Below are 26,481 nucleotides of genomic sequence, written 5' to 3'. Positions count from 1 at the left end.
AGGCAAGTTTTAGCGGGCTTCCAGCCAGGTTTTTGCTTGTTGACCACTTTGAGTTGATCTAGGCGTTGGGTGGTTTTTCCACCTGTTTGCTAGACGTCGGGTCGTTTTTATCACATTTAGGAGTGGGTATTTCCACTCTGAAATACTTGGCGAGCACAGTTCTTTCTGCACAGGAAGGACCCAATTCTGGCATCCTCTTGGGCGCTCTCAATGGAGCTCGTCTGGCTAAAGAAACCAGACCACCTATTTCCTCCGCACACCTATACCGAATCATGACTTACGCTTCCTCCCTATGGGTTATTCCCCTGCTGGCGATCGCTTACCTGCTAGTCGTCTACGGCGCGCTGCTGCTGGCCAAACGCGCGGTCAGCTCTCGCGGCACCGAAAGTCAATAAATTAAATACCCATAAATTGATTAAATTGAGCCTGGCTCACCCCTGGGGGCGAAGCGCTAGTTCGGGCAGACGAATCTGGCCCACCTGGGGTTGATGTCCAAGCCACTGCACCGCCAGCCGTTTGAAGTCTGTGGCTGACCCACTGACGTAAAACTCCGTTGACCAAGCCGGAACCGTGCTGCGCAGCCCTAGGGCGTCGAGTTCCTGGGCGGCAGCGGCCACCATGGAAATGGCCGGGTCGACGTACTGCATGGAGTTAGGCAGGAGACTCTGCAGCACTGGGGCCAGGTGAGGGTAGTGGGTGCAGCCGTAGACCAGCGTGTCGATGTTAGCGGCCATCAGCGGTCGCAGGTAGGCGGCGGCGGTTTGCCGAGCCTCGAGAGTTTTAATTTGGTTTTGCTCCACAATAGGCACAAATTGGGGGCAGCCAACCTCCCAGACCTGGCAGTCTGGCGCAATTTCTTGAACAGCGTTGGTGTATGCCCGGCTGTTGACAGTAGCCTGGGTGGCAATCACGCCAATCCGCTTGCCCTGGCGCACCGCCGCCTTCGCCCCCGGTCGAATGAGCCCCAGCACCGGAAATGGAAACTCTGCCTGCACCTGGTCAAGGGCCAGGGCCGAACTGGTATTGCAGGCCATCATCACCATTTTGACGTTGCGGCTGGCCATCCAGGTCAGAATCTGGCGCACAAAGTATAGGATTTCCTCCGGCGATCGCGATCCGTAGGGCAGCCGCGCCGTGTCACCAAAGTACAGCACCGACTCATTGGGCAGCTGGCGGTAGATTTCTCGCAGCACTGTCAGCCCACCCACCCCGCTGTCAAAGATACCGATGGGAGCCGGGCGGGTGGTGAGCAGGCGCTGGTCTAGCCCTTGGTTCATGGGTGTTTGTGCCTATGGGTGAAAAAATAATCTCACTGAGTTTACTTGGTTTTTGGCTGGGTTTTGAGGAATCGCCTCGCCATCGAGATAATGAGCAGGGATCTAGCCCCCCAAGCTAGCGCTGATACCAATCCTTTGCGTTCTATTGAGCTTTGGGGTGCTGTAATTCGGACTGGATTTGACTCAAATCGTTCGAGGGCGTGGCTTGCTCTGCAAGCCACGCCCTCCAGGGAAAGCTCCAGAGGTAGGGATCACAGTAGCGAGTTGTAGTATGCTTCGAAGCTGCCATAGCGCTGCCATACCGCCGACACACCCCCGCGATATGGCCCATGTAACTTTAGGTTGAGGGATTTTAATCTAGCTGACCAGGAGCGGTGCGATCGCAGCCCAGACGGCTAGGTTCGGTTTTCCCAGGGGGGAAGCCCCCTTGGAGCCAGCGCCCGAATCAGTCACTATGACTTGTGTAGGGATTAGTTGGAATCACTCCACAGGGACTTTCCTGGAACTGACACATCTGATGCAGACCATGGTGCAGGAGTTGGCTACCTTAAGCCATAGCCACAGCTATGGCAGTAACCCAGGACTCCGACCATCCGAGAACAGATTACACCTGTAGTACTTTACGCAACCAGCAAGTTGTTATATTCTGAAGGAGCAAACTCATAATGGCTTCGTGTTTTCCGTGGGAGGCTGGCTACAGCGACTGATGGATTTGTTCAGTTAGTGACGGCAGATCCAGCGTCCGGTATTCCCGGTCGGCGCTCTCAGGGATGGTGTTGGGGATTGGTATTAGGAGCTGACACGTTCATAGTCATGGTCTGCCCTGGTTAATGGTTCGCCCTGGTTAACCCCTGCTCCGGTTAACTCGTTTTGAATGTAGTGCAATGCAGAAAACTAAATTTAATTAATCCTGATCTTTCAGGGTTGGCTCAGGAAAGTATAGGACGATAGCTTGTGACGGCAGATTGTGGTGAGTCTGGCACTAACCCCCAAGCGCAACGTCCCTCCTTGTTCTTTGCCGAAACCGATAGCCAGACCGTGGGCTCGACTTTTAAGCCCAATCTTTGGCACCAAGGCGCTTTTCAAGCTTTGAGTATACGTTCTGTCGAGTCAGCATTGCTCCATTTTTGGGTTTCAGGTTTTTGGTTTTCGAGTTTGGCGTATTCGCATTGTCAGTGGAGGAAAGGTTAATTTTATGGCTAAAACAAAGACTCGCACGTTGAAAAGCAAGCCCCTCTACAGTGCCGACGCTGTCAGAACCTACCTCCATGAGATCGGTCGGGTGCCGCTGCTGACCCACGAAGAAGAAATCATCTTCGGTAAGCAGGTACAGACCTACATGGCGCTGCTAGAGCAGAAGGAAAGCCTGACTGAGTCGCTGGGGCACGACCCCAGCCCGGCAGAGTGGGCCGAGGCAGCCGGGCTGAGCGAAGCTCAGCTCAAGCAGACCGTGCGCCAGGGAGAGCGAGCCAAGCGCAAAATGATTGAGGCAAACCTGCGCCTGGTGGTGGCGATTGCCAAAAAGTACCAGAAGCGCAATCTAGAGTTTCTCGACCTGATTCAGGAGGGCACCCTGGGCCTGGAGCGCGGCGTTGAGAAATTCGACCCCACCAAGGGCTACAAGTTCTCTACCTACGCCTACTGGTGGATTCGCCAGGCGATTACCCGGGCGATCGCTCAACAGGCGCGCACGATTCGCCTGCCCATCCACATCACCGAAAAGCTCAACAAGATCAAGCGGGTACAGCGCGAGCTGTCTCAGCAGCTGGGCCGCAGCCCCAACGCCAACGAGATTGGCGAAGCCCTGGAGCTAGAGCCCAAGCAGATCCGCGAGTTCTTGGTGCTGGCGCGGCAGCCCATTTCCCTGGACGTGCGGATTGGCGACAACCAGGATACCGAGCTGCAGGAGCTGCTGGAGGACGATGGCATTTCGCCCGAGACCTTCACGGCCCAGGAGTCGCTCAAGCAGGACATTCGCAACCTGCTGTCTGAGCTCACCCCTCAGCAAAAAGAGGTGATCACCCTGCGCTACGGCCTTGAGGATGGCAATGAGCTATCCCTGGCCAAGGTGGGCAACCGCATGAACATCAGCCGGGAGCGAGTGCGGCAGCTGGAGCAGCAGGCCCTCAAGCACCTGCGCCGCCGCAAAGCCACCATGCATGGCTACATTGCCAGCTAGGGGACGAGCGGACAGCCTGCTCAGATTGTTCTGGATACGCGCATCTTAACCACCAAAGGGTTTAGAGTTGCAGAGCTATGCGGCTGGGGTTGACCCCAGCCCCGCCCCTAGCTCCAGCCGCTCTAAGCCCTATTTTGCGTTAGGCAATCGGGCTGCTGACATTGTGCAACCATGTCTCAGCCTGGGTTTGGTTGCGGCCCGACTGTTTGGCTCGGTAGAGGGCCTGGTCAGCTTTGCTGATCAGATCGTCAATGTGGGGCAAGGACGGCATCCCGTTAGGCTCCGCTCTGGCGAACCAGCAGGAGATACCCACGCTGGCGGTGACAGCCAGCGGGCCACTGCCGCTGTCGAAAGGGGTGGCCGCAATCACCTGTCGCAGCCGTTCTGCACCCACCCACGCCTGGGCCTGATCGGTTTCGGGCATCAGTAAAATGAACTCCTCGCCGCCGTAGCGAGCCAAAATATCGCTTTGGCGCAGGTTGCCTTTCAAGCGCAGGGCAATATCGCGTAGCACCCGGTCCCCCGCCAGGTGCCCGTAGGTGTCGTTGATGGCCTTGAAATAGTCAATGTCGATCATGAGCAGGGTAACCGGTCGATGGAAGCGGGCCGATCGCGCCAGTTCCTGGCTGGCTAGCTCAATGAAGTGGCGGCGGTTGTAGACATGGGTGAGGGAATCACGCATGGCCAGTTCTTCTAGGGCGGTCTGGGCCGCTTTGATTTCGGTAATGTCTTCGACCGCCCCTTCGTAGTACTGAATGGCACCGGCGGCATCGCCAATGCCCCCAGGGCTGGCTTCGCGAACCGCCCGGGCGATGACCCGCACCCACAGATCGCGGCCGTCGGAGCGCAGCAGCCTAAGTTCACAGTTTTTGAGCGTGCCCGCCTGTTGCAGGTAGTCGCGCCACAGCATGGGCTGCCCCAGTCCGGCCACCGGGCTGCTGGGCTGAATCGGACAGTCCCGCACAAACTCCGCCACCGACTCAAACTCAAACAGGTGGAGCAGGGCTGGATTGGCGTCGAGGGGCTGCCCCTCCCGGCTAAAGCGACACAGCCCGATGGGGACGTTGTGAATCAGGCTGCGGTAGCGAGATTCTGACGCCCTGAGCTGCTCCACCACTCGCTGAGTGTCGGTGAGGTCGCGCAAAAAAGCGACCAGAACCTGGCGATCGCCCGGTTCGAGCCCCGCTTCAGCCCCCAGCCGGGGGCTGGCCTGGTCCGCAGGCGGGCGCTGACTCTCGCCAATCTCCAGGGCGGTAGCATAGATTTCCACTTCCATGCTCTGGCCGGTTTTGCCCACCAGCCGCCCCTCCTGGGGGCCAGTGGCGGTGATGCCCAGGGTTGCCAGGTCCAGGTCTGCATCGAGGGTGACCAGATCGGCCAGGGTCAGCTGGTGCAGGTCGGGCTCGGTGTACCCCATCCACTGCATCAACCGCGGATTGGCGTAGACCAGGTAGCGGCGCTGGAAAATGGCCACCCCAACGTTGGCCTGCTCGACGATCGACCGAAACAGCAGTAGGACCGGGTCGTTGGGCTCTAAACCCCGCGATCCGTCTGGGATCGGGGACGATCGCCCGATCTCTTGGGCCTTAGGGGCGGGCAGGTCTAGGCTGTCCCGCAGATGTTCAGCGGTTTCTAGGTGTTGTAGGGCCAGCTCAAAGCTGTGCATTGACTTGTAGGTTTGGGCTAGCTGTCTGTGGCATTCGTAGAGGTCGTGGAGGCTGTGCTGATCCAGGGCGATCGCGATCGCCTGCTGAATGGAGGCCACCGACAGCGAGAGCTGGCCCTGCTCTAGGTGGGCAGAGCCGAGGCGCTGGAGGGCCAGCACCTCGGCCTGGGGGTTGCAGCTGAGCTGGGCCAGGCTGAGGGCATATTCAAACGCAGCCAGGGCCTGGGCGAAGTCACCCCGGGCCAGACAGGCTTCGCCGCGGCTGAGCCAGCTGGCAACTTGGTGGGGCAGGGGAGGCATAGTACAGAGATCGCGGGTGAGACAATCAGGACCTACATCACAGGGCTCTACCGGGAACACAGACAGGGGAACGGGAACGGGCTGGGAAAGGGAGAAAACAGGCGCTAAAACTCGCCAGTGACGCGCTGCTCAAACTCCTGGCGTACAGCCTCGGCCAGGGCGATCGCGTCGGGATAGAGGTCAGCGTGGGCCTCCTTCAGCCAGGCCAGCAGGCGGCTAAACTGGGCGTTGCGCAGCTCCAGGTCGGCCTGAAAAATTGAGGCCGTGGCCATGTGCTGGGCATAGGTGGTTGGGTGGCCCTGTCTGACAAACTGAGCCGTCAACGCCACAAGCGCTTCTTTGCGAACATCGGGCCGGTCTGAGGTCATCGAAAAGTCCATGGTGCAGTTTCTCCCTGGGTACAAAAACACCTCAGCGGCAGGGATGCGTCTACCGACTGAGTATTTTGCTTAGCATGCCCACCTCCCACCGGGAGTTGCATGGGACTGGGCCCTCGCTTCCCAACCCAGCCCCTAGCGCTACCGATCCCGCGCTATGGACTACAGGACTACAAATTTGGGTTAAAAACTTGCAGAAAACTTGCACCCCAGCAGCAATCGTGCGATCGCCATAGTTGGATTTTGTCAGAATCTGCTTTGGGGACAGAAATCCGATTGATTTTTTATCAAAATCCTGGTTTCCTGACGATCGCTCTGGTTACAAAACTTCGTGAAAAGTCCAGGGGTCGCTGACGGAGTTGAAGCAAATCAAAAGTTTCTGAAGCCAGGCCAGATCTGCCCTTTAGCATGCAAAAAGACATGGCTGATGATTTTTTAGCCTTGGCAGTTAAATTGCAAGTTCCCAGGTGTATGTCCTCAATTTGTGTAGGCTCTGCATCTTTCGCAACATCTCCCTAGGAGAGTAGCCATGAAACAAATTCCAGCGCCGCTGCTGACCCTGGTGGGCGGCATTCTCGTCACTCTCGTGAGCTTGTGGGTGGGGCAAACCGTTAACCTCCTACCCGAGCAGGCGTCGGAGCAAGCTCCTCTGGTCGATGACCTGTTTAAGGTCATGGTGATCATTGGCACAGCCCTGTTTCTGGTGGTGCAGGGGGCCATTGTCTACGCCATGATTCGCTTTCGCAAGCCAAAAGGTGATGAGACCGACGGCCCCCCCATCGAGGGCAACCTGCCCCTGGAGGCGTTCTGGACCGCCATTCCCAGCATTATTGTGGTGGGGCTGGGCCTGTATAGCGTAGTGGTATTTCAAGAGATGGGCGGTTTTTCGCCAGGGGGCCACCACGGCCACGGCGCAATGGTGGCGATGGCCCCCCAGCCTTCGGTAATCGATGTGGCTCCCCTGCTGGGTCAGGCCGGGCCGCGGGAGGCCGAGGCCGATGTCTATACCAAAACTCAGGTTTACGGTTTTGGGGCCAGTCCATTGATGCAGCCTAACCAGCCCGACGTGACGGTAAATGTCACTGGCATGCAGTACGCCTGGATCTTTCGCTACCCCGAAACGGGCATCACCGATGGTGAACTGCACGTGCCTGTAGGCAAAGACGTGCAGCTGCTGATCGAAGCCCAGGACGTGATCCACTCCTTTTGGGTACCGCAGTTTCGGCTCAAGCAGGATGCCCTGCCCGGCGAACCGGCTGAACTGCGCTTTGTCGCCACCCGCGAGGGCACCTATCCGGTAGTCTGTGCCGAACTGTGCGGCGCTTACCACGGCGGTATGCGGACCCAGGTAATTGTGCATTCCCCTGAAGAGTACGCCGACTGGGTGGCCAGCCGGGTGGCTGAGGCCCAGCCAGCGGCAACCGTGGCCCAACCCCTAAACCAGGCGACCAGCGCCGAGTACCTGGCTGCCATTGCCCCTGAGTTGGCCACCTCTCCGGTGCAGCTTCGCTGAGCCCGGCGGAACTCACGGCCTGGGGCTGCCCCTTCCTTGCAGCCACTCTGCGGCAACCGTCCGCAGCTTTTATAGCCCTTTAGCAAGACCCGATTTATGGCCCAAGCAGATGTTTCTATGAAACCCACTGAGGTTCAGGCGGGCCACGGCCACCCTGACAAGTGGAAATGGTACGACTACTTCACCTTCAACGTTGACCACAAGGTGATTGGTATTCAGTACCTGGTGACGTCGTTTTTGTTTTACCTGGTGGGTGGCTTCATGGCGGTGCTAATGCGCACCGAGCTGGCCACCCCCGACTCTGACTTCCTCAGCCCTGACCTCTACAACGCCTTCTTGACCAACCACGGCACGATCATGATCTTTCTGTGGATCGTGCCCGCAGCGATCGGCGGCTTTGGCAACTATCTGATTCCGCTGATGATTGGGGCGCGGGACATGGCCTTCCCCAAACTCAACGCCATTGCCTTCTGGCTGAATCCCCCGGCGGGTCTGCTGCTGGCGGCCAGCTTCCTCTTTGGCGGCGGTGCCCAGGCGGGGTGGACCTCCTACCCACCCCTGAGCGAAATCACCGCCAACCTGCCCCAGACCCTGTGGTGTCTGGCCCTGGTGATGGTGGGAACCTCCTCTATCCTGGGTTCGGTGAATTTCCTGGTCACCATCTGGAAGATGCGGGTGCCCAGCATGAAGTGGGACGAGATGCCGCTGTTTTGTTGGGCCATGGTGGCCACGTCGATTCTGGCGCTGTTTGCCACGCCGGTGCTGGCGGCGGCGCTGATTCTACTCATGTTTGACATCAACCTTGGCACCTCGTTCTTCAAGCCCGATGCGGGCGGCAACGTGGTGGTGTACCAGCATCTGTTCTGGTTTTACTCGCACCCGGCGGTGTACCTGATGATTTTGCCGATCTTCGGCATTATGTCGGAGGTGATTCCGGTCCACGCCCGCAAGCCCATCTTTGGCTACAAGGCGATCGCCTACTCGTCCCTGACGATTTGTCTGGTGGGGCTGTTTGTCTGGGTGCACCACATGTTCACCAGCGGCACCGCCCCCTGGATGCGAATTTTTTTCACCATCTCCACGCTGATTGTGGCGGTGCCCACGGGGGTAAAAATCTTTAGCTGGGTGGCGACGCTGTGGGGCGGCAAAATTCGCTACACCACCGCCATGCTGTTTGCGGTGGGGCTGCTGTCGATGTTTGTCTTCGGCGGCCTCAGCGGCGTCACCCTGGGAACGGCTCCCTTCGACATTCACGTACACGACACCTACTACGTGGTCGGCCACTTCCACTACGTGCTGTTTGGCGGCTCGGTGTTTGGCATCTATGCGGGGATCTACCACTGGTTCCCCAAAATGACTGGGCGCATGCTGAACGAGCCCCTGGGCAAGGTGCACTTTGTGCTCACCTTCATCGGCACCCTGCTCACCTTTACCCCCATGCACCAGCTGGGGATGTCGGGGATGCCCCGGCGGGTGGCCATGTACGACCCGCAGTTTGCCGGGCTGAACCAGCTGGTCACGGTGGGGGCGTACATTCTGGCGGTGTCGGTGATCCCCTTCTACATCAACGTGATCTGGAGCTGGATGGCGGGGGAAAAGGCGGGCGATAACCCCTGGAGGGCGCTGACGCTGGAGTGGACCACCGCTTCTCCGCCGATTATCGAAAACTGGGAGGTGCTGCCGGTGCTCACCCACGGTCCCTACGAGTACGGTATGGATAAAGCCAACCAGGTCGGTCCGGCGGGAGAGCCTACCGAGGCCACGCCGCTCTAACGCTGGCGATCGCACGCACCCCCTACCCAACCACCCATCCACCCCTGACCCTTTACCCCGGATACCCTATGCAAGGCGCAATTGACTCTGACGCGGCGGCGGCCAACGGCCATGCCGCAGAGGCCCACGAAGAGCACCAGGATTTGCGGGTGCTGGGTCTGATTACCTTTCTAGCCTCAGAATTTCTGATGTTTGCGGGCTTTTTTGCGGTTTTTCTGGTGTTTCGCGCCAGCAACGCCCAATGGCCCCCGGAAGAAACCGAGGTCGAGCTGCTGCTGCCGGCGATCAACACCCTGATCCTGGTGTCGAGCAGCTGGGTGATCAACCTGGGCACCAAGGCGATCAAGAACAACGACCTGGCCGGTATGCGCAAGTGGTTTGGCATTACCGCCGCCATGGGCGCAATTTTCCTGGCCGGCCAGGTGTATGAGTACCTGAACCTGGGCTACGGCCTGAAAACCAACCTGTTTAGCAACTGCTTTTACCTGACCACGGGGTTCCACGGGGCGCACGTGTTCATCGGTTTGCTGCTGATTTTGGGAGTGCTGTGGCGATCGCGTCGGGCCGACCACTACAGCAACCTGGCCCACACCGGCCCCGAGATGGCCGAGATCTACTGGCACTTCGTCGATGTGGTGTGGATCGTGCTGTTTAGCCTGATCTACCTGCTGACGCTGATCAAGTAGCGCCTGAGCCCCCTGGCCCAGACCCCAGACCCTGGAGACCCCCGAGGTTTTGAAAACCTCGGGGGTCTTGGCGTAGCTAAATCCCCAGCCGTCCCTTCAACACCTCGTAGAGCACCCGCGACAGCTCGCGGCGCTGCAGGTTTTGGCGATCGATGGGGGTGCGGCCAAAGGCTTTGTCGTACACCTCGGGCATGGCCCGCTTGAGTAAAAACGAGAGCTGCTCGCGGGTGATGGGCGCATCCGGGGCAAACCGGCCCTGGCTGACCCCGGCGATCATGCCGTGGGCGTGGAGGGTTTCGATCGCGATGTAGGCCCAGTGCTTCGCCGGCAGCACATCGCCAAAGGTAGGGCTAGCTGGCAGGGTGGTGGGCAGCTTGAGCAGGTTGACCAGGGCCGTGGCGACCACGGCCCGGCTGACCGGGGCGTAGGGCTTAAAGCTGAGGCTGCGGGGGTTGTCGCTGCGCACTATGCCCGCCGCCGCCAGCACCTGAATCGGTTCAAAGTCGGGGTCGTCGTGGCCAATGTCGTTGAACCAGAAGATGGGAATCCCGTTGCGGGTCATGAAGCCCTGGATTTTGCGAAGGTGCTTTTCTTCGGTGGCCAACGTCCTGGGCTCCAGGCCCGTCCACACCGAAAATACGGCGAGAAAGCCGCTGGCCTCACCAATCGCCCACTCCACTGGGTGCATGCGGTAGGCGGCATTGGTGATATGGGTGGTGCCAATGCTCTTGGCCGACAGCACCAGGCCATCCGTGTCGCGGGGCACCAGGGCCCCCAGGGGCAGGCTAAAGGGCAGGGCCACCACGTCTTTGCCTCGGGGGCTGACGTGGCCCTTGGCGTCGTTGCCGTGCAGATCGAGGTAGTGGTACTGGCCAATGCCTACCGAGTCGTCGAAGCAGCGGGCTCGGGCCTGGTCGGGGAAAAAGGTTTCGGCCACATCCTCGTGGCGGATGGTGGTGAGGGCAATGCCGCGGCGGGCTTCGCGAATGTAGGGTTCGAGGGCAATGCCGTCTTTAGTCCAGGTGAGGTCGCCGCGGGGTTTGAGGTCGGCGGCCCCGTGGGTTTGCAGGTAGTGGAGGTAGGCCTGGGCTCGCTGCCGCGCCCGCTGAATGTGCATGGCTCGCTCCTCGCGGCTCACCCCCACCAGCCGACCCGGGCGGTAATCATTGCCGCAGCAAAAGGCGCGATCGGGCTCGCTGGAGGTGCCCCAGTTGAGCACGGTGACATCGCCGGGAAAGACTTTTTTGTCGTGGGGCTGGGCCCTGAGCAGCCGTCGGTAGCGGAAAATGCCAAAGTCGCTGAAGAACTCCCACTTTTGCCACCGCTCGGGCTGGGCTTTGGTCCAGAAGGTGCTGGTGAACTCCTTCAGGCCCATCCAGCCCTCGGTTTCAAAGCCGCTGGGTTTGCCGATGGGGACGCCTTTGCCCCGGGCCGTGTGCTCCACCACCACATCAAAGGTGATCGACTGCTGGCACTGGGGCCGGGCATCCTCGGGCAGAATCGCCTCGCCGGTTTCGTGGCGGGCCTCCTGGCCCACGCGGGAGGGAATGTGGCCCACCTCCAGCAGGTCGCCCAAGTCGGTGGCCTCGACCGTGACCCTGGCGCTGACGGTAAAGGTGTGGCCCGTCTGGGTATCGCGGCAGACCACCCCCTGCACCCTGGGGCGATCGCCCTCCTCGGCCAGCAGCACCTCCACCGGTTCCGCCAGGGGAATCAGCATCAGGCGACCATCGCGCAGGTAGGGCAGCAGCGCCTCGTTCAGGGCCGTAGCGGCTACTACAGGGGTGGTGGCCAGGGGGCTGACCCAGCCGCCGCCGGGGTTGGCTACCTTTTTACCGCCCACGGGCTGAAGCTCGCGCTGGCGATCGCGGAAGGCCCGCTGCGCCCTCGAAATGGCAAACAGTTCGCCTTCTACCGTATACAGCCCCGCCCTGGCCTGGAGCAGATCGCCATCATCGGAAGCGGGCAGCGCCTGGGCCGTGAACTGGCCCCCCACCACCCTGTGGGGCTGCACCAGACACACGTCGAGATTCAGCCGCAGGGCCGTCAGGGCGGTGGTGTAGGCCGCCGTGGAACCCCCCACCACCAGAATCGAGCGGCTCAACTGGGCCCCGGCCGCCGGGCGGGTAAACGCCCCCTCGCTAAACAATCCATTGGGCTGGGTAATGACGGTAGACATGGCGGCGAAACCCTCTAGATTGCAACGATTTTAGGGCAAGGGAGCGGGCAATCGCCCAGGGCAAGCGCTACAACCACACGAATATTTATTCGTCTATTTGTTCGGCTATTTGTTCGTTGGGGGTTCCTCCCAGGGCAGAGACCGCTGACCTTAAATCTGTGACTAAATACTCAGCTCCAGGTCTGCCAGGCGGGCGATGCCGCCAGACTGCTGCTCGGCCTATAACAGGTCTAGACCAGCACCGATGACAGATTACTAATCCCTCGGTGCAAGCTTTTTTCAGGAGACTTTTCATGACTGTTCATGCGATCGCAGCAAAGCTTCAGCGCGTCCTCTGCGTGGGGATGGTGGCTCTGGTAATTGGCTCTAGCCTGCTGTTCGGCTTTAGCACCCCCGCCGCCGCCCTGGGCAACAGAGCCGGAGACATCGTGCAGCAGCGGGCCGAGCGCGAGTTTGACAGCAAGACCGGAGCCGGCACCGCCAACCAGCTGGAAGGCCGCGCCCAGGAAGAGTTCGGCAAAGCCCAGCGCCAGGTTGACCGGGCCGTGGGCGGTACCGATGGCCTGGGCAACCAGGTGCAGGGTCGGGCCCAGCGCGAAACGGGTCGGGCTCAGGGGGCGGTTGAAGATGCCGCAGATGCCGCTCAGGATGCTGGCGAAAGCTTTGTGGACTCGGTCAAGGACTTCTTTGGCCAGTAAGATCTGGGGCCAATAGTTCTACGGCCCGAACCCGTCTGGGGTTCTCCTACTCTCCCTCAATTTGTCGCTGATTTAGCTTCTGGTAGCCTCAACTCTGGGGCTACTTTTTTATGGGGCTTTATGGGGCGGCGTAGGCTCAGGTAACATGAAAGGCTATGACACTCACCGAAACCATGCTGGCTGGCGTACCGGGCAACCCGCTGGGGGGGCTGGAGAAAGCCGACGAGCTGTGGCGGCGCTATCGCCAGGGCCCTCTCCCTGAGCAGCAGGTCATTTTTCAAGCCGAGACCCCGCTGGAGAGCGTCGATTGGGATGTGGTGATCTGCGGCGGCACCCTGGGCGTGCTGGTGGGGGCGGGGCTGGCGCAGCGGGGCTGGCGGGTGGCGCTGATCGAGCGCGGCCCCCTGCAGGGCCGGGAGCAGGAGTGGAACATCTCGCGCCGAGAACTGGCGGTGCTGACAGAGTTGGGCCTGCTGACCAGTGCAGAACTGGACGTTGTCACGGCCTCGGAATACAACCCAGCCCGCATTCAGTTTGGCGAGGGCGATCCGCTCTGGGTGGAGGACGTGCTCAACGTCGGGGTCGATCCCAGGGGGCTGCTGGAGCGGCTCAAGGCCAGGTTTTTAGCCGCTGGGGGCCAGCTGTTTGAGCACACCGCCTTCACGTCGGCCTGGGTGCACCCCAACGGCGTGCTGGTGAAAGCCGACCAGCCCCTGACCACCCGCCTGCTAATCGATGCCATGGGTCACTTTTCGCCGCTGGTGCGCCAGGCGCGGGGGACGGGGAAGCCCGATGCGGTATGCCTGGTGGTGGGTACCTGTGCCGAGGGCTATGCCCAAAACGACACAGGGGACTTACTGGTGTCGTTTACGCCGCTGCGCCACCAGTGCCAGTACTTCTGGGAGGCGTTTCCGGCCCGGGATGGCCGCACCACTTACCTGTTCACCTACCTGGATGCCGACCCCCGCCGGCTGAGCCTGGGGGAGTTTTTTGAGGAATACTGGACCCTGCTGCCCCAGTATCAGCGGGTAACCCGGTCGGACCTGCGGGTGAAACGGGCGCTGTTTGGCTTCTTTCCCTGCTACCGGCAGAGCCCCCTGCGCTTCCCCTGGGGCCGCACCCTGGCGGTAGGCGACAGCAGCGGCAGCCAATCGCCGCTGAGCTTCGGCGGCTTTGGGGCCATGCTGCGCCACCTGGAGCGGCTGGTCAACGGCATTGATGAAGCGCTGGGGTGCGATCGCCTGGGGGCGGCAGCCCTGGGCGCACTTCAGCCTTACCAGCCCAACCTGTCGGTCACCTGGCTATTCCAAAAATCCATGAGCGTGGGGATGGAGCAAAACCTCCCCGAGCAGCATATCAATAGCCTGCTGAGCGCCATCTTTGCCGCCATGGCCGACCTGGGCGAACCCACCCTCAAGCCCTTCTTGCAGGACGTGGTGCAGTTTCCGGCCCTGGCCAAAACCCTGGCGGTGACATCACTGAAGTATCCCGGCCTGGTGGCCAAAATTATTCCCCAGGTGGGGGTGGGGGCCCTGGCCAACTGGCTGGCGCACTACGGTAGTCTGGCGGCCTACAGCACCGTGGAACCGCTGGCCCGTGCCCTGGGTCCAGTAGTAAACACACTGCCTCCGGTTCAGCGGTACTATAGCCATCGTTGGCAAGATAGCCTGTTCTATGGCAGCGGTAAGGACTATGACGCCTAAATGACCAATACTGCACTACCCCGAGAGCAACTCTATCGAGAGCTGCAGCAACCCGCCGACCAGGTGAGCCTAGCCAGGGCAGCTCTCTACATCGCCCAGGAAGAGTACCCCTACCTGGAGGTGGACGACTACCTGGCCACGCTCGATCGCATGGCCGACACCCTGCGCCAGCGGTTGCCCCAAACCCCTTACCCGCTCAAAGTCATTCAGGCCATCAACGACTACCTGTTTGGCGAGCTCAACTTTCGCGGCAACAGCGACTACTACTATGATCCCCGCAACAGCTTTCTCAACGAGGTGCTGGAGCGGCGGGTGGGCATTCCCATTACCCTGTCGCTGGTGTACCTGGAGCTGGCCTACCGGATTGACTTCCCCATGGTGGGGGTGAGTATGCCGGGGCATTTCCTGATTCGCCCCACGGTGGATGAAATGGATATTTTTGTTGATCCCTTTCATCGGGGCGAAATTTTGTTTGAGCAGGACTGCCGAGAGCGGCTCAAGCACATGTTTGGCGACTCGGCCCAGCTCGAGCCCCAGCACCTGGCTCCCATTACCCCCACCACGTTTCTGGTGCGGATGCTGACCAACCTCAAGCTAATTTATTTGCAGAATAGAGATGTGCCCCCGGGCGCTCGATGCGATCAACCGCATTTTGCTGATTCACCCCGAGGCGGTGGGCGAATGGCGCGATCGCGGTCTGATTCAGTACCAGCAGGGCCAGCTCACCGATGCCCAGCGCGACCTTGAGCGCTACCTCTACGAGCACCCCGACGCCCCCGACGGCTTTGAGATTCGCCAGGTGATCGAGCAAATTGAGCGCGTGCAGGACGAACCATGACCAACACCTTAAAAGCTCCCCCCAGCGACCCCGACACCCCGCCGCCAGCCTCCCCCCTGCTCAGGTTCTACCGCTCGTCGATCGGCAAAAAGCTGATCAGCGGGTTCACCGGGCTGGCGCTGGTGACGTTTGTACTGGTACACATGGTCGGCAATCTGCTGCTGTTTGTGGGCCGGGACGCCTACAACGCCTACGCCCTGCTGGTCAGCAACTTCAGCCTTGTCTACTATGCCTTTGAGCTGGCGCTGACCGCGATCGTGCTGCTCCACGCCTGGATTGGCATCGAGATCTTCTGGCGCCGTCGGCAGGCCCGACTTCAGGGCTACAGCACCTACCAGTCAGTGGGGGGAACCAGCTACCAAACCCTCAGCTCGCGCACCATGATCGTCACCGGCTCGGTACTGGCGGTGTTTTGGGTTGTCCACCTGAAGACCTTTCGTTTTGGCACCTACTACGCCACCGAGCTGGGCGGCGACACCGTGCGCGACCTGGCCCGCCTGGTAATCGAGACCTTTCAGTCGCTGCCCTACGTTTTGGGCTACAGCGTCATTTTGGTGCTGCTGGCTTCGCACCTGCGCCACGGCTTCTGGAGCGCCCTGCAATCGATCGGGCTGCTGGATGCAAAGCTTCGGCCCCTGGCCTACGGCACCAGCGCCGTGGTCGGGATTGGCATTGCGACGGGCTTTTTGCTGCTGCCCTGGGCGATCTACCTGGGCCTGGTGGGCTAACCCACCTGTAGCGATGGGGAGTGGGCAGCTTATCGCAGTAACCGGATGCCCACCGGGTTTCCCAGCGCTGATCTGGACTGTAGCTACGCGGAGTTTGTCCGATCCAGCGTTTGGAGACGCGAGAGAATCAGAGGCTTTTTTCCATGAACGAGCTGTTGGGATCGTCGGTGTAGTCGCCAAAGGGACCGCGGTACACAAAGCCGTAGCGCTCGTACAGGGCGCGGGCCGGGGCAAAGGCGGGAAACGCGCCGGTTTCCAGGTACAGGTGGGTGTAGCTCCGCTGGCGGGCCACAGCGATAATGTGTTCCAACAGGCGGGAGGCAACACCCTTGCGGCGGTGGGCAGCGGGGGTCCGCATCGACTTGATTTCGCCGCTGGTGGGGTCGAGTTCCTTTAGCGCACCGCAGCCCAGCAGGTCGTTGCCCTCCCAGGCCGTCCAGAAGGTAATGTTGGGTGCCCTCAGCCGCTCTAAGTCCAGCGCGTGAACGCTGCCGGGGGGCGTAATTTCGTGCATGTTCTCCAGGTGCTCGCGCAGCAGGGCAATGATCTGTGGCCCGGTCAGATCGTCTTCACGGATTTCCATTACTTAAACCTTTTCCACTGGGTGGGGGGCGGCATCAGAAATTCGTAGGCCCCGGCGGCCTGCCCGGGGGCGGCGGTGAGCACAATATCAAACGAGAGCGACAGGCGCAGGTCGTCGGTGTGGTTGGGCGTCACCCCGTGGCGCTGCTTGGCCGGAAAAACGATGAGACGGCCCTCGGTGGGCAAATACAGGGCCTGGTCCTGGTTCAGGTAGTTCCACTCGGCAATGATGTCGGTATTTTCGCTGCCCAGGCCGGGGCTGACTTCATTGGGGCGGGCATCGTCAAAAAAGGTGAGGCAGCCCGCCGCATCGGTGCCGGAGTCGGGCACGGCGACGTAGTACACGGCGCTGACGTGGGCGGTGTTGTGGCAGTGGGCCCCCACCTCCTGCTGGGGCCGCGACACCACCGGCCAGGCCCGCTGAATATAGAGTTCAACCTGGCTGAGATCGAGCCCTAGCGCATTGAGATAGAGCCCCACGTGGGTTTCGACCTGGGCTACCACCCAGGCAAAGCGAGGGTCAATGTGCACTTTCTCCACCCCGTGCAGGTCGCCCGTCCAGGCCATTTCGGGAAAGTTGCGGGGTTCGCTGCCGCTGGCCTCCAGCTCCAGGATGGCCTCGGTGAGGGCAGCTTTGTGCCCGGCGGCATCGGGCAGGTCTTCGAAGTAAATGGCGAGGGGGAACCAGGTATCGAGAGCCATCGGCAGGGGGTTGGCGAGGATGGGGGCTAGGCCGTACTGTGAAGTACTGGTATGACTTGACGATCGGCCCAGGACTGAACTCAGCTTAGCAGGGTAGATGAGGCCAGCGATGGAGTGGATAACGACCCGACCCATTGCCCACCGGGGTCTACACCAGGGTACAGCGGTGCCAGAGAATTCGCTGGCGGCGTTTGAGGCGGCGATCGCCGCCCAGCACCCCATCGAGCTCGATGTGCAGCTGCTGGCCGATGGCCACCTGGCGGTATTCCACGATCGCGACCTGAAGCGCCTGACGGGCAAAAAGGCCCGCCTTGCCGACCAGACCCTCGGCAGCCTGGAGCAGTTCCGCCTCTACAACACCGACCAAACCGTTCCCTCGCTGGCCGCAGCCCTGGCCTGCGTCGCCGGTCGGGTGCCGCTGCTGATTGAAATTAAAAACGAAAAGAAAGTCGGCCCGCCAGAACAGGCGCTGATGAAAACCCTGGTGGATTACCGAGGCGAATTTGCGGTGCAGTCGTTTAACCCGCGATCGCTGCAATGGTTTAAGCGCTACGCCCCAGAGATTGTGCGGGGTCAGTTGGCCAGTAAGCCCCAAAAATTTCTCCGCAGCCACCTGCTGCTCACCTGGGCCAGTGCACCGCACTTCATTTCCTACAACGTTAAGGCCCTGCCCACCCTGGCGACCACCCTGGCCCGTCACCGCTTCCACCGCCCGCTACTGGCCTGGACCGTCCGCAGCCAGGCCGACTGCGATCGCGCCATCCAGTACGCCGACAACTACATTTTTGACCCGTTTTAGGGCGTGTCATCAATTCTGGTCTGGCTCAACCCCGCCCCCCATCAGCGGTGCCACGCCCGCCCCAAGAACCAGGCTAGGAGCTGCAACGGTTGGTGCTTGAACTTTTCAAGGCTAATGGATGACAGCCTCTAGCGCCCTCGGCCTCAGCCGCTCAGCCAATATTCAGCTACCACTCATGGGAATTGCCCCTGGAGTCGGCTAAAGTGGCTGCCTGGACTGTTCTGTGGCCTGGGGCCCTAGCGATGACATTGCCGCTGATTTCAATTATTATCCCTACCCTCAATGAGGCGAGAAACCTGCCGCAGACCCTGGCATCCCTGCCAGGGGCGACCAACGTCGAGGTGGTGGTGGTCGATGGCGGCAGCGGGGATCAGACCGCAGCGGTGGCCCGGGGTTTGGGGGTGAGGGTGATTGAGTCGGCGCCGGGGCGATCGCGCCAGCTCAACGCCGGGGCCACGGTGGCTACGGGCGACATGCTGCTGTTTCTCCATGCCGACACCCGCCTGCCCGCTGGGTTCGACGGGGCCATGCGTCGCACCCTGGCCCAGCCCGGCGTGGTGGCCGGAGCCTTTCGCCTCGCCATCGATGGCCCCGGTCGGGGGCTGCGCTGGGTGGAGTGGGGAGTAAGCCTGCGATCGCGCTGGCTCCAGATGCCCTATGGCGACCAGGGCATTTTCCTGACGGCAGAAACCTTTCGTGCCCTGGGCGGCTTCCCCGACCTGCCGATGATGGAGGACTTTGAGCTCGTGCGGCGGCTGCGGAAGCGAGGGAAAGTCGCGATCGCCCCAACGGCGGTGATGACGAGCGATCGCCGCTGGCAACGACTGGGCATTCTCCGCACCACCCTGGCCAACCAGGTGATGATCGCGGGCTACCTGCTCGGGCTTGACCCGCACAAACTGGCTCGCTGGTACAAAGACCTGGGAAAACCACGTCAGTAAGGACTCCTGAGTAGAAATTTCCGCCCTAGTCATAGTCGGCTCAATGGGGAGATCCGTACCGGCGAAAGTCTGAAATATTACATGAAAAATCTGTAGCTACGGAGATGTTTATGGGTGACGGTATTCACCGTTGAGCAACTATGGCATCGCCTCAAGACTTGTCTAGGTTTTCTTCAAAAGACGATCTGCTAACGGCAGTGGACTATCTCATAGATGTTGAATTTAGCCGCACAGGATCTCCTTGGATAAGCAGGCAGACGCTGTGTGAGTTGTTTTCGCACAGCTACGGTTTCGATTTGGAAGAACTGGCTGATTTCAGAAGCTTGGGCAAAGATTTGAAGCATTTTCTTTCAAGTAGCCAAAGGTTTGCCTTCTACAACAGGCCACAACCAACGGAATATTACATTGCGCTTCGCCGAGTAATTTTTCCGGATCTGCTGAAGAGCGGCAGTCCTGCGCCAAGGCTACGCAGAGGCCCTCACTAGGAAGAGCTAATGGAGATGGAATGTGGGTGAAAACTGCTCCAGCCAATCAACCGTAGAATACGGTTTATACAGAATCCGCCTTGGCTAAACCCCGGTTGGACTGGGCAAACACCGTTTACCCCTACGCAAGTTGCCTGTTTTGAATCAGGGGTGTGAGATTCGGGTTTGGCATTACCTGGGCAAATATATGCGTATCCACCCACCTACCCACCTACCCCGACAAAAACCCACCACTCATGCGCTTCATCACCCGACCGGCAATATCTGCGTAGCGCAATTCACCGGCCAAAAGCTGCCCCAGCCGCTGGGTTGCCGTGGGGCGCTTAATCCCCACCCGGTAGCCAATTCCCGGCACCCGAAAGAACAGTCCCGCAATGCGCTTGGCCCAGGGCATGTCTTCACCCCAGGTGCTGTGCATGGTGGCAGTGTAGTTCGCCAGGGCCTCGGGGTCGCCCTCCAGCGCCGCGTGGATCGCCTCGGCGGCCCGCACCCCGCTGATCATGCCGGGGCGAATGCCTTCGGCACTGAGCGGATCGACAATGGCGGCGGCTTCGCCTACCAGCACAGCCCGGTGGGTGTGCAGCGGGTGGTTGCCGTCCCACAGCTTTAGCGGATGGCTGTAGACCGTGCCCTGGTCGGGGCTGACGCCGAAGGACTGGCTATACTGCGTCAGCACCTTGCTGTGGTCGGCGGGCGCTTTGCCCAAAAAGGTTACCACTCCGATGGAGTAGCCCTGGGCCTTGGGAAAGTTCCAGGCACAGCCCTGCTTCACCAGGCCAAACTCAAAGTTGATGGCGCAGTCGTCGCCCACCGGGGCGGGCACCTCCAGAATGCTGGCGGTGCGCCGGGGCAGGTCGGGAAAGCCCAGCCAATGGGCCATTGGCCCGGTAGCGCCATCGGCGGCCACCAGGTAGGCAGCCTCCAGGGTTTCATTGGCTGTTGACACCTGCCAGTAGTCGCCTCTGTTCTCAATGCCGAGGACGGGAGTCTGGTCCTTGAGCTGGGCCCCCTGCCCCTGGGCCTGCTGCACCAGAAAATGGTCAAACCGGTCCCGCTGCACCATCCAGATCGGGTCGGCGGTTTCCAACTCGGCCTCGACGGGGTCGTCTAGCTTGTAGGTGTAGCGCACCCGGCGCATGGGACGATCGATCACTGGGGTAAAGTCGAAGTCAAAGAACTGGGCTACGCTGGGCGACACCGCGCCGCTACAGGGTTTGTAGCGAGGTAAAGCTTCCTTCTCCAACATCAGCACAGAGTGCCCCCGCTGGGCCAGGTGGTAGGCGGTGGCAGCCCCGGCGGGGCCAGCCCCGACAATGATCGCGTCGTACATTGGCTTCTCGGCTTGTTTGATTCATCCTACCGCTGCGGCGGCGATCGCAGGCTGGCAGAGGGGGAATAGGTGCCCCCGGCGGGCATTGCATAGGGGCGGGTCATCGTCGTTAAGTGGAGGGGCAAGCCGATGAGCCGATTCAATTGTCAGGAGATTTAAGTAGATTAGTAGATATATGCCCCCAGTTCTGCCCCCCAATTCTGACTCGCTGACCAGCCTATGAAGTGGAACTTTGCCCTTGGACTATTCCTAGCGATCGCCAGTGGAACCCTGCCCGCCTTGGCCCACGGCGTTGTTTTGGAGCATCGCCAGGTGAATAGCATCGAGGTGCTGGCCCAGTACGACACGGGCGAGCCCATGGCCAATGCCCAGGTGCTGGTCTACGCCCCCGACCAGCCCAGCGAGGCCTGGCAGCAGAGCACCACCGATGAAGAAGGCCGCTTTACCTTTGTGCCGCCCGCCGACAGGCCCGGCAACTGGGAAGTGATGGTGCGCCAGGCGGGCCACGGCGGCATCGTCAGCATTCCTGTGGAGGCTGGGGTTGCGGCTGGCGCCGACGCCAGCCCTGCAGCCGAAGGGACCACCGCCGCTGAGCCCGACGCGCCTGTCGCCGCTACGCCCCCGGCCACCAGTTCCGTTCTGGCCCCCAACACCAGCCTGTCTCCAGCCCAGCGGGCGATCACCATCGGCGCGGTGATCTGGGGTTTTGTGGGCACGGCCCTGTTCTTTGCCCGGGGCAAGCGGTAGTGCATATTCCCGACGGCATTCTATCGGCCCAGGTCTGTGCGGCGGGGTATGCCGTCACGGGCCTGGCCACCTGGTACTCCCTGCGGCAGATCAATCGCAGATCCGACCCCACTGCCGACATCCCCAAGGCATCGCTGCTGACGGCGGCCTTTTTTGTGGCCTCGTCGATCTACATTCCGGTGCCGCCCGCCAGCGTGCATTTGATTTTGAATGGCCTGCTGGGGGTGGTGCTGGGGTATTTTGCCTTCCCGGCCATTTTGATCGGGCTGTTTTTTCAGGCCCTGGTGATCGGCCACGGCGGCCTGACTACCCTGGGGGTGAATGCCGCGATGATGGGCATTCCGGCCCTGGTGGCGTACCACATTTTCCAGGCTCGCACCAGCCTGGGCCGGGGCCTCAAGGAGCCGACCCGCACGGGGGTGTTTGCGTTTTTGGGCGGGGCCCTGGGGCTGGGCATGGCCACGGTGATCTTTGTGGCGCTGATCATTCTCAACATTCCCGCTGAGCTGGACGGGCAGGCGGAGCGGACGGCGGTGCTGGCCCTGGCGATCGCCCACATTCCCCTGGCCTTGGTGGAGGGTGCTTTTACCACCGTGCTGGTCCTGTTTTTGCGCCGGGTAAAACCGGAGCTGCTGGAGGGCTAGGTCTGTGGGATCGGTGAGTTTTGACACCTACGTCCACCGCGAGTCGGTGATTCATCGCTGGGCACCCCGGCTCAAGCTGCTGAGCCTGCTGGGGCTGATGTTTGCCTTTGCCACGGTGCAAAACCTGGCCCTGGTGCCGTGGATTTTGGCCCTGGCGGCGGTGCTCTACGGCCTCTCAAGCCTGCCCCTGAGCTTTTTGCGGCGGCGGCTGAGCTATCCGGGGCTGTTTATTGTGGCGGTGGTGGTGCTGCTGCCGCTGACGGTGGGGGATACGGTGCTGGGGCAGTGGGGCTGGCTGACCCTGCGGGAGGAGGGGCTGCGGGCTGCACTGCTGATTGTGGGACGGTTTTTGTCGATTTTGACCCTGGGGTTTGTGTTGCTGGGCACCACGCCATTTTTGACCCTGCTGGGGGCGATGCGATCGCTCGGTCTGCCCACTATCCTGACGGATATGGCCCTGCTCTCCTACCGCTACCTGTTTGAGATCGCCGCCATGCTGACCACCATGCAGCAGGCCATGGGCCTGCGGGGCTTTGGCCACCGCCGCCAGGGCTGGCTCAGGGTCAACCGCCAAACCCTAGAGCACCTAGCCCTGCTGACCGGGAACCTGCTGATTCGCAGCTACGAGCAGTCGGAGCGGGTGTACAAGGCTATGCGGCTGCGGGGCTACGGCCAAGGCTCTGCCCCCAGGCAGAGCACCACCCCCCGGCCCACGGCCCTATGCTGGGGGTTAACCGGGGCGGTGGGGGCGGCGGCGATCGCCCTGGTGGCCGCAGAATTGAGCTGGTTGCGGTAACTGGAAAGCGGTAAAGGGGTTACGGTAGTGGGATTGCGGTAGGTGGCGCTAGAGGATGGCGGGAATGGACAGGGTTTTATCACAGACCGTTGAGCCGGTGCTCGACGCCGGGGCAACCGCCCCCCGCCCCCCGGCGATCGCCGCCCGCGATCTCTCCTTCGGCTACCCCGACCAGCCCCAGGTGCTCGACCAGGTCTCGCTGACGGTGCAGGCGGGGGAACGGGTCGGCATCATCGGCCACAACGGCTGCGGCAAAACCACGCTGTTTATGCTGCTCTGCGGCGTGCTCACCCCTGCCGCTGGCGAGATCGATCTATTCGGCGAACCCCTCAAACCCGGCCAGTTTCGGCCCGACGTCGGCCTGCTGTTCCAGGACCCCGACGACCAGCTGTTCTCCATCTCCGTGCGCGACGACCTCGCCTTTGGCCCCCAGAACATGGGCCTGCCCCCCGCCGAGGTGGCCGCCCGCGTGGCCCAGGCCGCCGATCTGGCGGGCATTACCCCCCTGCTCGATCGCCCGCCCCACCACCTCTCTGGCGGCGAAAAGCAGATGGTGGCGATCGCGGGGCTGCTGGCCATGACGCCCCAGATCTTGCTCTGCGACGAGCCCACCGCCAGCCTCGACCTGCGCACCCGCCGCCGCCTGATCCACTTTCTGCAAAGTTCCACCGAAACCCTGCTGATCTCCTCCCACGACCTGGAGTTTGTGCTGGAGGTGTGCGATCGCGTGGTGCTGATCGACGATGGCCGCATCGTGGCCGACGGCTGCCCCAGGGCGATCATGGGCGATCGCGCGCTCATGGAAACCCACGGGTTAGAGAAACCCTATTCGCTGATGACTGGGGGCGATCGGCCCTAGAACGCCAGTAAAGATCCCAGGGTTCTATCCTTGGATGGCCCAAAATTCGTCGCCTATTAGCCCAAGAACCCTGGGATCCTTGACCCAAAGCCTACAAATCCTGCCGCTTCACCAGCCAGAACCCAGGGATCTGTACCAGCGGTTTGCAGCAGATCCCGAGTGCCTCTCTTAAATGGCTAACCCCAGATTGAGATCCCTCCTCCGGTGGATGTTTTTCCTTGGAGAGGTTTCTTAAGGTACCCGGAGTACGGAGCTTGGCAACTGGTCTCCGTCACCGGTTGTCAGGCCAAGACCCCAGCCACCACAATTTTTTATGACTTCTGCAACCCTTTCCCCCGACCAGGTTTACCGCGTCGTCGAGAACAGGCACAGCAACCCCTTTGAAATCCTTGGCTCCCATCCGCTGGAGCAGCCCGAAGCGGGCGATCGCTGGGTGGTGCGCGCCTACCTGCCCGAGGCCGAAGCCGCCTGGGTGGTGCGGCCCGAAACCTGGCAGGAGCACCCCATGGGCACGGTGCATCACCCCCACTTTTTTGAGTGCGAGCTGAGCGGCCAGGCCGACAAAAATTACTTGATCAAAATTAAGGAAAACGGACACGAACGGGTAATCCGCGACCCCTACGCCTTCAAGTCGCCGCTACTCACCGACTTTGACCTGCACCTGTTTGGCGAGGGCAACCACCACGCTATCTACGAAAAAATGGGCGCTCATCCGGTGGAGGTGGAGGGCGTCATCGGCACTTACTTTGCCGTGTGGGCTCCCAACGCCCGCAATGTGTCGGTGGTGGGCAACTTCAACCAGTGGGATGGTCGCAAGCACCAGATGCGCCTGCTCTCCGGCGGCGTGTGGGATCTGTTCATTCCCGACCTGGGCGTGGGCGAAATCTACAAGTACGAGATCAAAAACCACCAGGGCCACGTCTACCTCAAGTCCGACCCCTACGGCTTTCAGCAGCAGGTGCGGCCCGATACCGCCTCGGTGGTCACCGACCTGAGCTACACCTGGAGCGACGATCGCTGGCTGGAGCAGCGCCGCCAGCAGGAACCCCAGGAGCGGCCCATCTCCGTCTACGAAGTCCACCTGGGCTCCTGGCTCCACGACAGCTGGGACAATCCCCCCGCCCAGGGCAGCGCCGTGCGGGTCAGCCAAAAGCCCGACGCCCGCTTCCTCACCTACCGGGAGCTGGCGGCGCGGCTGATCCCCTACGTCAAGGAGATGGGCTACACCCACATTGAGGTGATGCCCGTGGCCGAGCACCCCTTCGACGGCTCCTGGGGCTACCAGGTGGCCGGGCACTTTGCCCCCACCTCCCGCTTTGGCACCCCCCAGGACTTCATGTACTTTGTAGACCAGTGCCACGCCGAGGGCATCGGCGTAATTGTGGACTGGGTGCCGGGCCACTTTCCCAAGGACGCCCACGGGCTGGCCTACTTCGACGGCAGCCACCTCTACGAGCACGCCGACCCCCGCAAGGGCGAGCACAAGGGCTGGGGCACCCTGGTGTTCAACTACTCCCGCAACGAGGTGCGGAATTTCCTGATTGCCAACGCCCTGTTCTGGTTCGACAAGTACCACATCGACGGCATTCGGGTGGACGCCGTCGCCTCCATGCTCTACCTCGACTACGATCGCAAGGACGGCGAGTGGGTTACGAATCAGTTTGGCGGCCACGAAAACCTGGAGGCGGTGGAGCTGCTGACCCAGCTCAACACGCTGCTGTTTGGCTACTACCCCGGCGCGCTCTCCATTGCCGAAGAGTCCACCGCCTGGCCCAACGTGTCGCGCCCCACCTACGTGGGCGGCCTGGGCTTCAACCTGAAGTGGAACATGGGCTGGATGCACGACATGCTCCACTACTTCAGCCAGGACCCGCTCTACCGGCGCTACCACCAGAACAACGTCACCTTCAGCATCTGGTACGCCTTCAGCGAAAACTTCATGCTGGCCCTCTCCCACGACGAGGTGGTGCACGGCAAGGGCAGCCTCTACCAGAAAATGCCCGGCGACGAGTGGCAGAAGTTCGCCAACCTGCGCGCCCTCTACGCCTACATGTTCACCCACCCCGGCAAGAAGACCCTGTTCATGGGCATGGAGTTTGGCCAGACCACCGAGTGGAATAGCTGGCTGGACCTGGACTGGGGCTTGCTGAACCACGCCCCCCACCGCCAGCTAAAGCAGTTTGTGGCCGACCTCAACCGCCTCTATCGGCAGGAGCCCGCCCTCTACACCGACGACTTTTCCACCAGCGGCTTTGAGTGGATCGACTGCAACGACGCGGGCAACAGCGTGGTGTCGTTCCTGCGCCGCGACAAGCAATCCGGCGAATGCCTGGTGACGGTGTGCAACTTCACCCCCCAGCCCCAGTACGACTACTGGGTGGGCGTGCCCGAGCCCGGTTACTACCGGGAACTACTCAACAGCGACGCCACCGTCTACGGCGGCAGCGGCGTGGACAACGGCGGCGGCCAGCACAGCCACGGCTGGGACAATCCCCGCTGGCCCAATGCCCTGAGTTTGACCCTGCCGCCCCTGGGGGTGGTGGTGTTGAAGCTGGAGAGGTGAAGGAGTGGATGGGTGGATGGGTGGATGGGTGGATGGGTGGATGGCGTAGACCCGTAGGGTGGGCATTGCCCACCGTTGATTGGGACGGTGATTTGGGCGGTGGGCGGCGATCGCAT

The 26,481-nt window shown here is 61.3% G+C and carries 25 protein-coding genes; 18 read left to right on the top strand and 7 right to left on the bottom strand.

The features are described 5' to 3' along the window. The first annotated feature begins 272 nt into the window (after nt 1-272). Nucleotides 273-395: a hypothetical protein gene (locus tag NF78_RS33005; RefSeq protein WP_263970614.1), complete on the top strand. Its 123-nt coding sequence runs from the start codon at nt 273-275 to the stop codon at nt 393-395. Between the two features lie 36 nt (nt 396-431). Here the strand turns inward: NF78_RS33005 and murI are convergent, their stop codons facing one another. Next, nucleotides 432-1,277: a glutamate racemase gene (gene murI, locus NF78_RS15635; RefSeq protein ID WP_052050537.1), complete on the bottom strand. Its 846-nt coding sequence runs from the start codon at nt 1,275-1,277 to the stop codon at nt 432-434. Between the two features lie 1,195 nt (nt 1,278-2,472). Between murI and NF78_RS15630 the strand changes: the two genes are divergently transcribed. Further along, nucleotides 2,473-3,456, top strand: coding sequence for an RNA polymerase sigma factor, RpoD/SigA family (locus NF78_RS15630; RefSeq protein WP_035987770.1), 984 nt, complete (start codon nt 2,473-2,475; stop codon nt 3,454-3,456). 139 nt (nt 3,457-3,595) lie between these two features. Here NF78_RS15630 and NF78_RS28350 read toward each other — a convergent pair whose 3' ends face one another. Next, nucleotides 3,596-5,422: a diguanylate cyclase gene (locus NF78_RS28350; RefSeq protein WP_052050536.1), complete on the bottom strand. Its 1,827-nt coding sequence runs from the start codon at nt 5,420-5,422 to the stop codon at nt 3,596-3,598. A 104-nt stretch (nt 5,423-5,526) separates the two neighbouring features. Next, nucleotides 5,527-5,802 (bottom strand): hypothetical protein, encoded by a 276-nt coding sequence (locus NF78_RS15620; protein ID WP_035987769.1) that lies wholly within the window; start codon nt 5,800-5,802, stop codon nt 5,527-5,529. Nucleotides 5,803-6,328: 526 nt separating this feature from the next. On the opposite strand from NF78_RS15620, the gene NF78_RS15615 reads away from it, so the two are divergent. From NF78_RS15615 to NF78_RS15605, 3 genes are all read left to right on the top strand, one after another. Next, nucleotides 6,329-7,312 (top strand): cytochrome c oxidase subunit II, encoded by a 984-nt coding sequence (locus NF78_RS15615; RefSeq protein WP_035987767.1) that lies wholly within the window; start codon nt 6,329-6,331, stop codon nt 7,310-7,312. A 117-nt stretch (nt 7,313-7,429) separates the two neighbouring features. Then, on the top strand, nt 7,430-9,085 hold the full coding sequence (ctaD, locus tag NF78_RS15610) for a cytochrome c oxidase subunit I (RefSeq protein WP_225885306.1): 1,656 nt from the start codon (nt 7,430-7,432) through the stop codon (nt 9,083-9,085). A 68-nt stretch (nt 9,086-9,153) separates the two neighbouring features. After that, the gene (locus NF78_RS15605; protein ID WP_035987765.1) at nt 9,154-9,771 is read left to right on the top strand and encodes a heme-copper oxidase subunit III; all 618 of its coding nucleotides are present in this window, start codon (nt 9,154-9,156) and stop codon (nt 9,769-9,771) included. A gap of 76 nt (nt 9,772-9,847) precedes the next feature. Here NF78_RS15605 and NF78_RS15600 read toward each other — a convergent pair whose 3' ends face one another. Next, entirely contained in the window at nt 9,848-11,950 is a 2,103-nt protein-coding gene (locus tag NF78_RS15600) for an FAD-dependent oxidoreductase (protein WP_035987764.1), read from the bottom strand. Nucleotides 11,951-12,243: 293 nt separating this feature from the next. Between NF78_RS15600 and NF78_RS28345 the strand changes: the two genes are divergently transcribed. From NF78_RS28345 to NF78_RS15580, 5 genes are all read left to right on the top strand, one after another. After that, complete coding sequence (locus NF78_RS28345; protein WP_156119791.1) at nt 12,244-12,648, top strand: hypothetical protein; 405 nt, start codon at nt 12,244-12,246, stop codon at nt 12,646-12,648. Nucleotides 12,649-12,803: 155 nt separating this feature from the next. Beyond that, nucleotides 12,804-14,351: an FAD-dependent oxidoreductase gene (locus tag NF78_RS15590; protein WP_035987763.1), complete on the top strand. Its 1,548-nt coding sequence runs from the start codon at nt 12,804-12,806 to the stop codon at nt 14,349-14,351. Beyond that, nucleotides 14,352-15,098, top strand: a complete 747-nt coding sequence (locus tag NF78_RS15585; protein WP_263970613.1) for a SirB1 family protein — start codon at nt 14,352-14,354, stop codon at nt 15,096-15,098. Next, nucleotides 15,025-15,189, top strand: coding sequence for a tetratricopeptide repeat protein (locus NF78_RS33000; RefSeq protein WP_263970612.1), 165 nt, complete (start codon nt 15,025-15,027; stop codon nt 15,187-15,189). The genes NF78_RS15585 and NF78_RS33000 overlap by 74 nt, the downstream gene beginning before the upstream one ends. Next, nucleotides 15,186-15,917 carry a succinate dehydrogenase cytochrome b subunit gene (locus tag NF78_RS15580; protein ID WP_052050534.1) on the top strand — a complete coding sequence of 244 codons (732 nt, stop codon included), beginning with the start codon at nt 15,186-15,188 and terminating at the stop codon, nt 15,915-15,917. The genes NF78_RS33000 and NF78_RS15580 overlap by 4 nt, the downstream gene beginning before the upstream one ends. Before the next feature lie 127 nt (nt 15,918-16,044). On the opposite strand, the gene NF78_RS15575 is transcribed toward NF78_RS15580, so the two are convergent. Continuing rightward, entirely contained in the window at nt 16,045-16,500 is a 456-nt protein-coding gene (locus NF78_RS15575) for a GNAT family N-acetyltransferase (protein WP_035987762.1), read from the bottom strand. Then, the gene (locus NF78_RS15570) at nt 16,500-17,201 is read right to left on the bottom strand and encodes a TIGR02466 family protein (protein ID WP_035987761.1); all 702 of its coding nucleotides are present in this window, start codon (nt 17,199-17,201) and stop codon (nt 16,500-16,502) included. The genes NF78_RS15575 and NF78_RS15570 overlap by 1 nt, the downstream gene beginning before the upstream one ends. Before the next feature lie 109 nt (nt 17,202-17,310). Between NF78_RS15570 and NF78_RS15565 the strand changes: the two genes are divergently transcribed. The 3 genes from NF78_RS15565 (at nt 17,311) to NF78_RS31220 (ending at nt 19,426) form a co-directional block, all read left to right on the top strand. Then, complete coding sequence (locus NF78_RS15565; RefSeq protein ID WP_052050533.1) at nt 17,311-18,000, top strand: glycerophosphodiester phosphodiesterase family protein; 690 nt, start codon at nt 17,311-17,313, stop codon at nt 17,998-18,000. A gap of 242 nt (nt 18,001-18,242) precedes the next feature. After that, nucleotides 18,243-18,941: a TIGR04283 family arsenosugar biosynthesis glycosyltransferase gene (locus NF78_RS15560; RefSeq protein WP_035987759.1), complete on the top strand. Its 699-nt coding sequence runs from the start codon at nt 18,243-18,245 to the stop codon at nt 18,939-18,941. 140 nt (nt 18,942-19,081) lie between these two features. Then, nucleotides 19,082-19,426 carry a hypothetical protein gene (locus NF78_RS31220; protein ID WP_156119790.1) on the top strand — a complete coding sequence of 115 codons (345 nt, stop codon included), beginning with the start codon at nt 19,082-19,084 and terminating at the stop codon, nt 19,424-19,426. A 211-nt stretch (nt 19,427-19,637) separates the two neighbouring features. Here NF78_RS31220 and NF78_RS15555 read toward each other — a convergent pair whose 3' ends face one another. Then, nucleotides 19,638-20,756 carry a geranylgeranyl reductase family protein gene (locus NF78_RS15555; RefSeq protein WP_035987758.1) on the bottom strand — a complete coding sequence of 373 codons (1,119 nt, stop codon included), beginning with the start codon at nt 20,754-20,756 and terminating at the stop codon, nt 19,638-19,640. A 219-nt stretch (nt 20,757-20,975) separates the two neighbouring features. Here NF78_RS15555 and NF78_RS15550 point away from each other — a divergent pair, with 219 nt between their 5' ends. The 5 genes from NF78_RS15550 (at nt 20,976) to glgB (ending at nt 26,365) form a co-directional block, all read left to right on the top strand. Then, entirely contained in the window at nt 20,976-21,503 is a 528-nt protein-coding gene (locus NF78_RS15550; protein ID WP_035987757.1) for a carboxypeptidase regulatory-like domain-containing protein, read from the top strand. Beyond that, nucleotides 21,503-22,147, top strand: coding sequence for a cobalt transporter CbiM (cbiM, locus tag NF78_RS15545; protein WP_035987755.1), 645 nt, complete (start codon nt 21,503-21,505; stop codon nt 22,145-22,147). Before NF78_RS15550 ends, cbiM begins: the two co-directional genes overlap by 1 nt. Nucleotides 22,148-22,151: 4 nt before the next feature. Then, nucleotides 22,152-22,943 (top strand): cobalt ECF transporter T component CbiQ, encoded by a 792-nt coding sequence (gene cbiQ, locus NF78_RS15540; protein ID WP_035987754.1) that lies wholly within the window; start codon nt 22,152-22,154, stop codon nt 22,941-22,943. Between the two features lie 64 nt (nt 22,944-23,007). After that, nucleotides 23,008-23,802 (top strand): energy-coupling factor ABC transporter ATP-binding protein, encoded by a 795-nt coding sequence (locus tag NF78_RS15535; protein WP_035987753.1) that lies wholly within the window; start codon nt 23,008-23,010, stop codon nt 23,800-23,802. Between the two features lie 313 nt (nt 23,803-24,115). Then, nucleotides 24,116-26,365 (top strand): 1,4-alpha-glucan branching protein GlgB, encoded by a 2,250-nt coding sequence (glgB, locus tag NF78_RS15530; protein WP_035987752.1) that lies wholly within the window; start codon nt 24,116-24,118, stop codon nt 26,363-26,365. Nucleotides 26,366-26,481: the final 116 nt, after the last annotated feature.

Source organism: Leptolyngbya sp. KIOST-1 (genome assembly GCF_000763385.1).
GTDB lineage: Bacteria > Cyanobacteriota > Cyanobacteriia > Phormidesmidales > Phormidesmidaceae > Nodosilinea.
The sequence above is the reverse complement of the archived record's forward strand: the minus strand, read 5'-3'. Positions and strand labels throughout refer to the sequence as shown.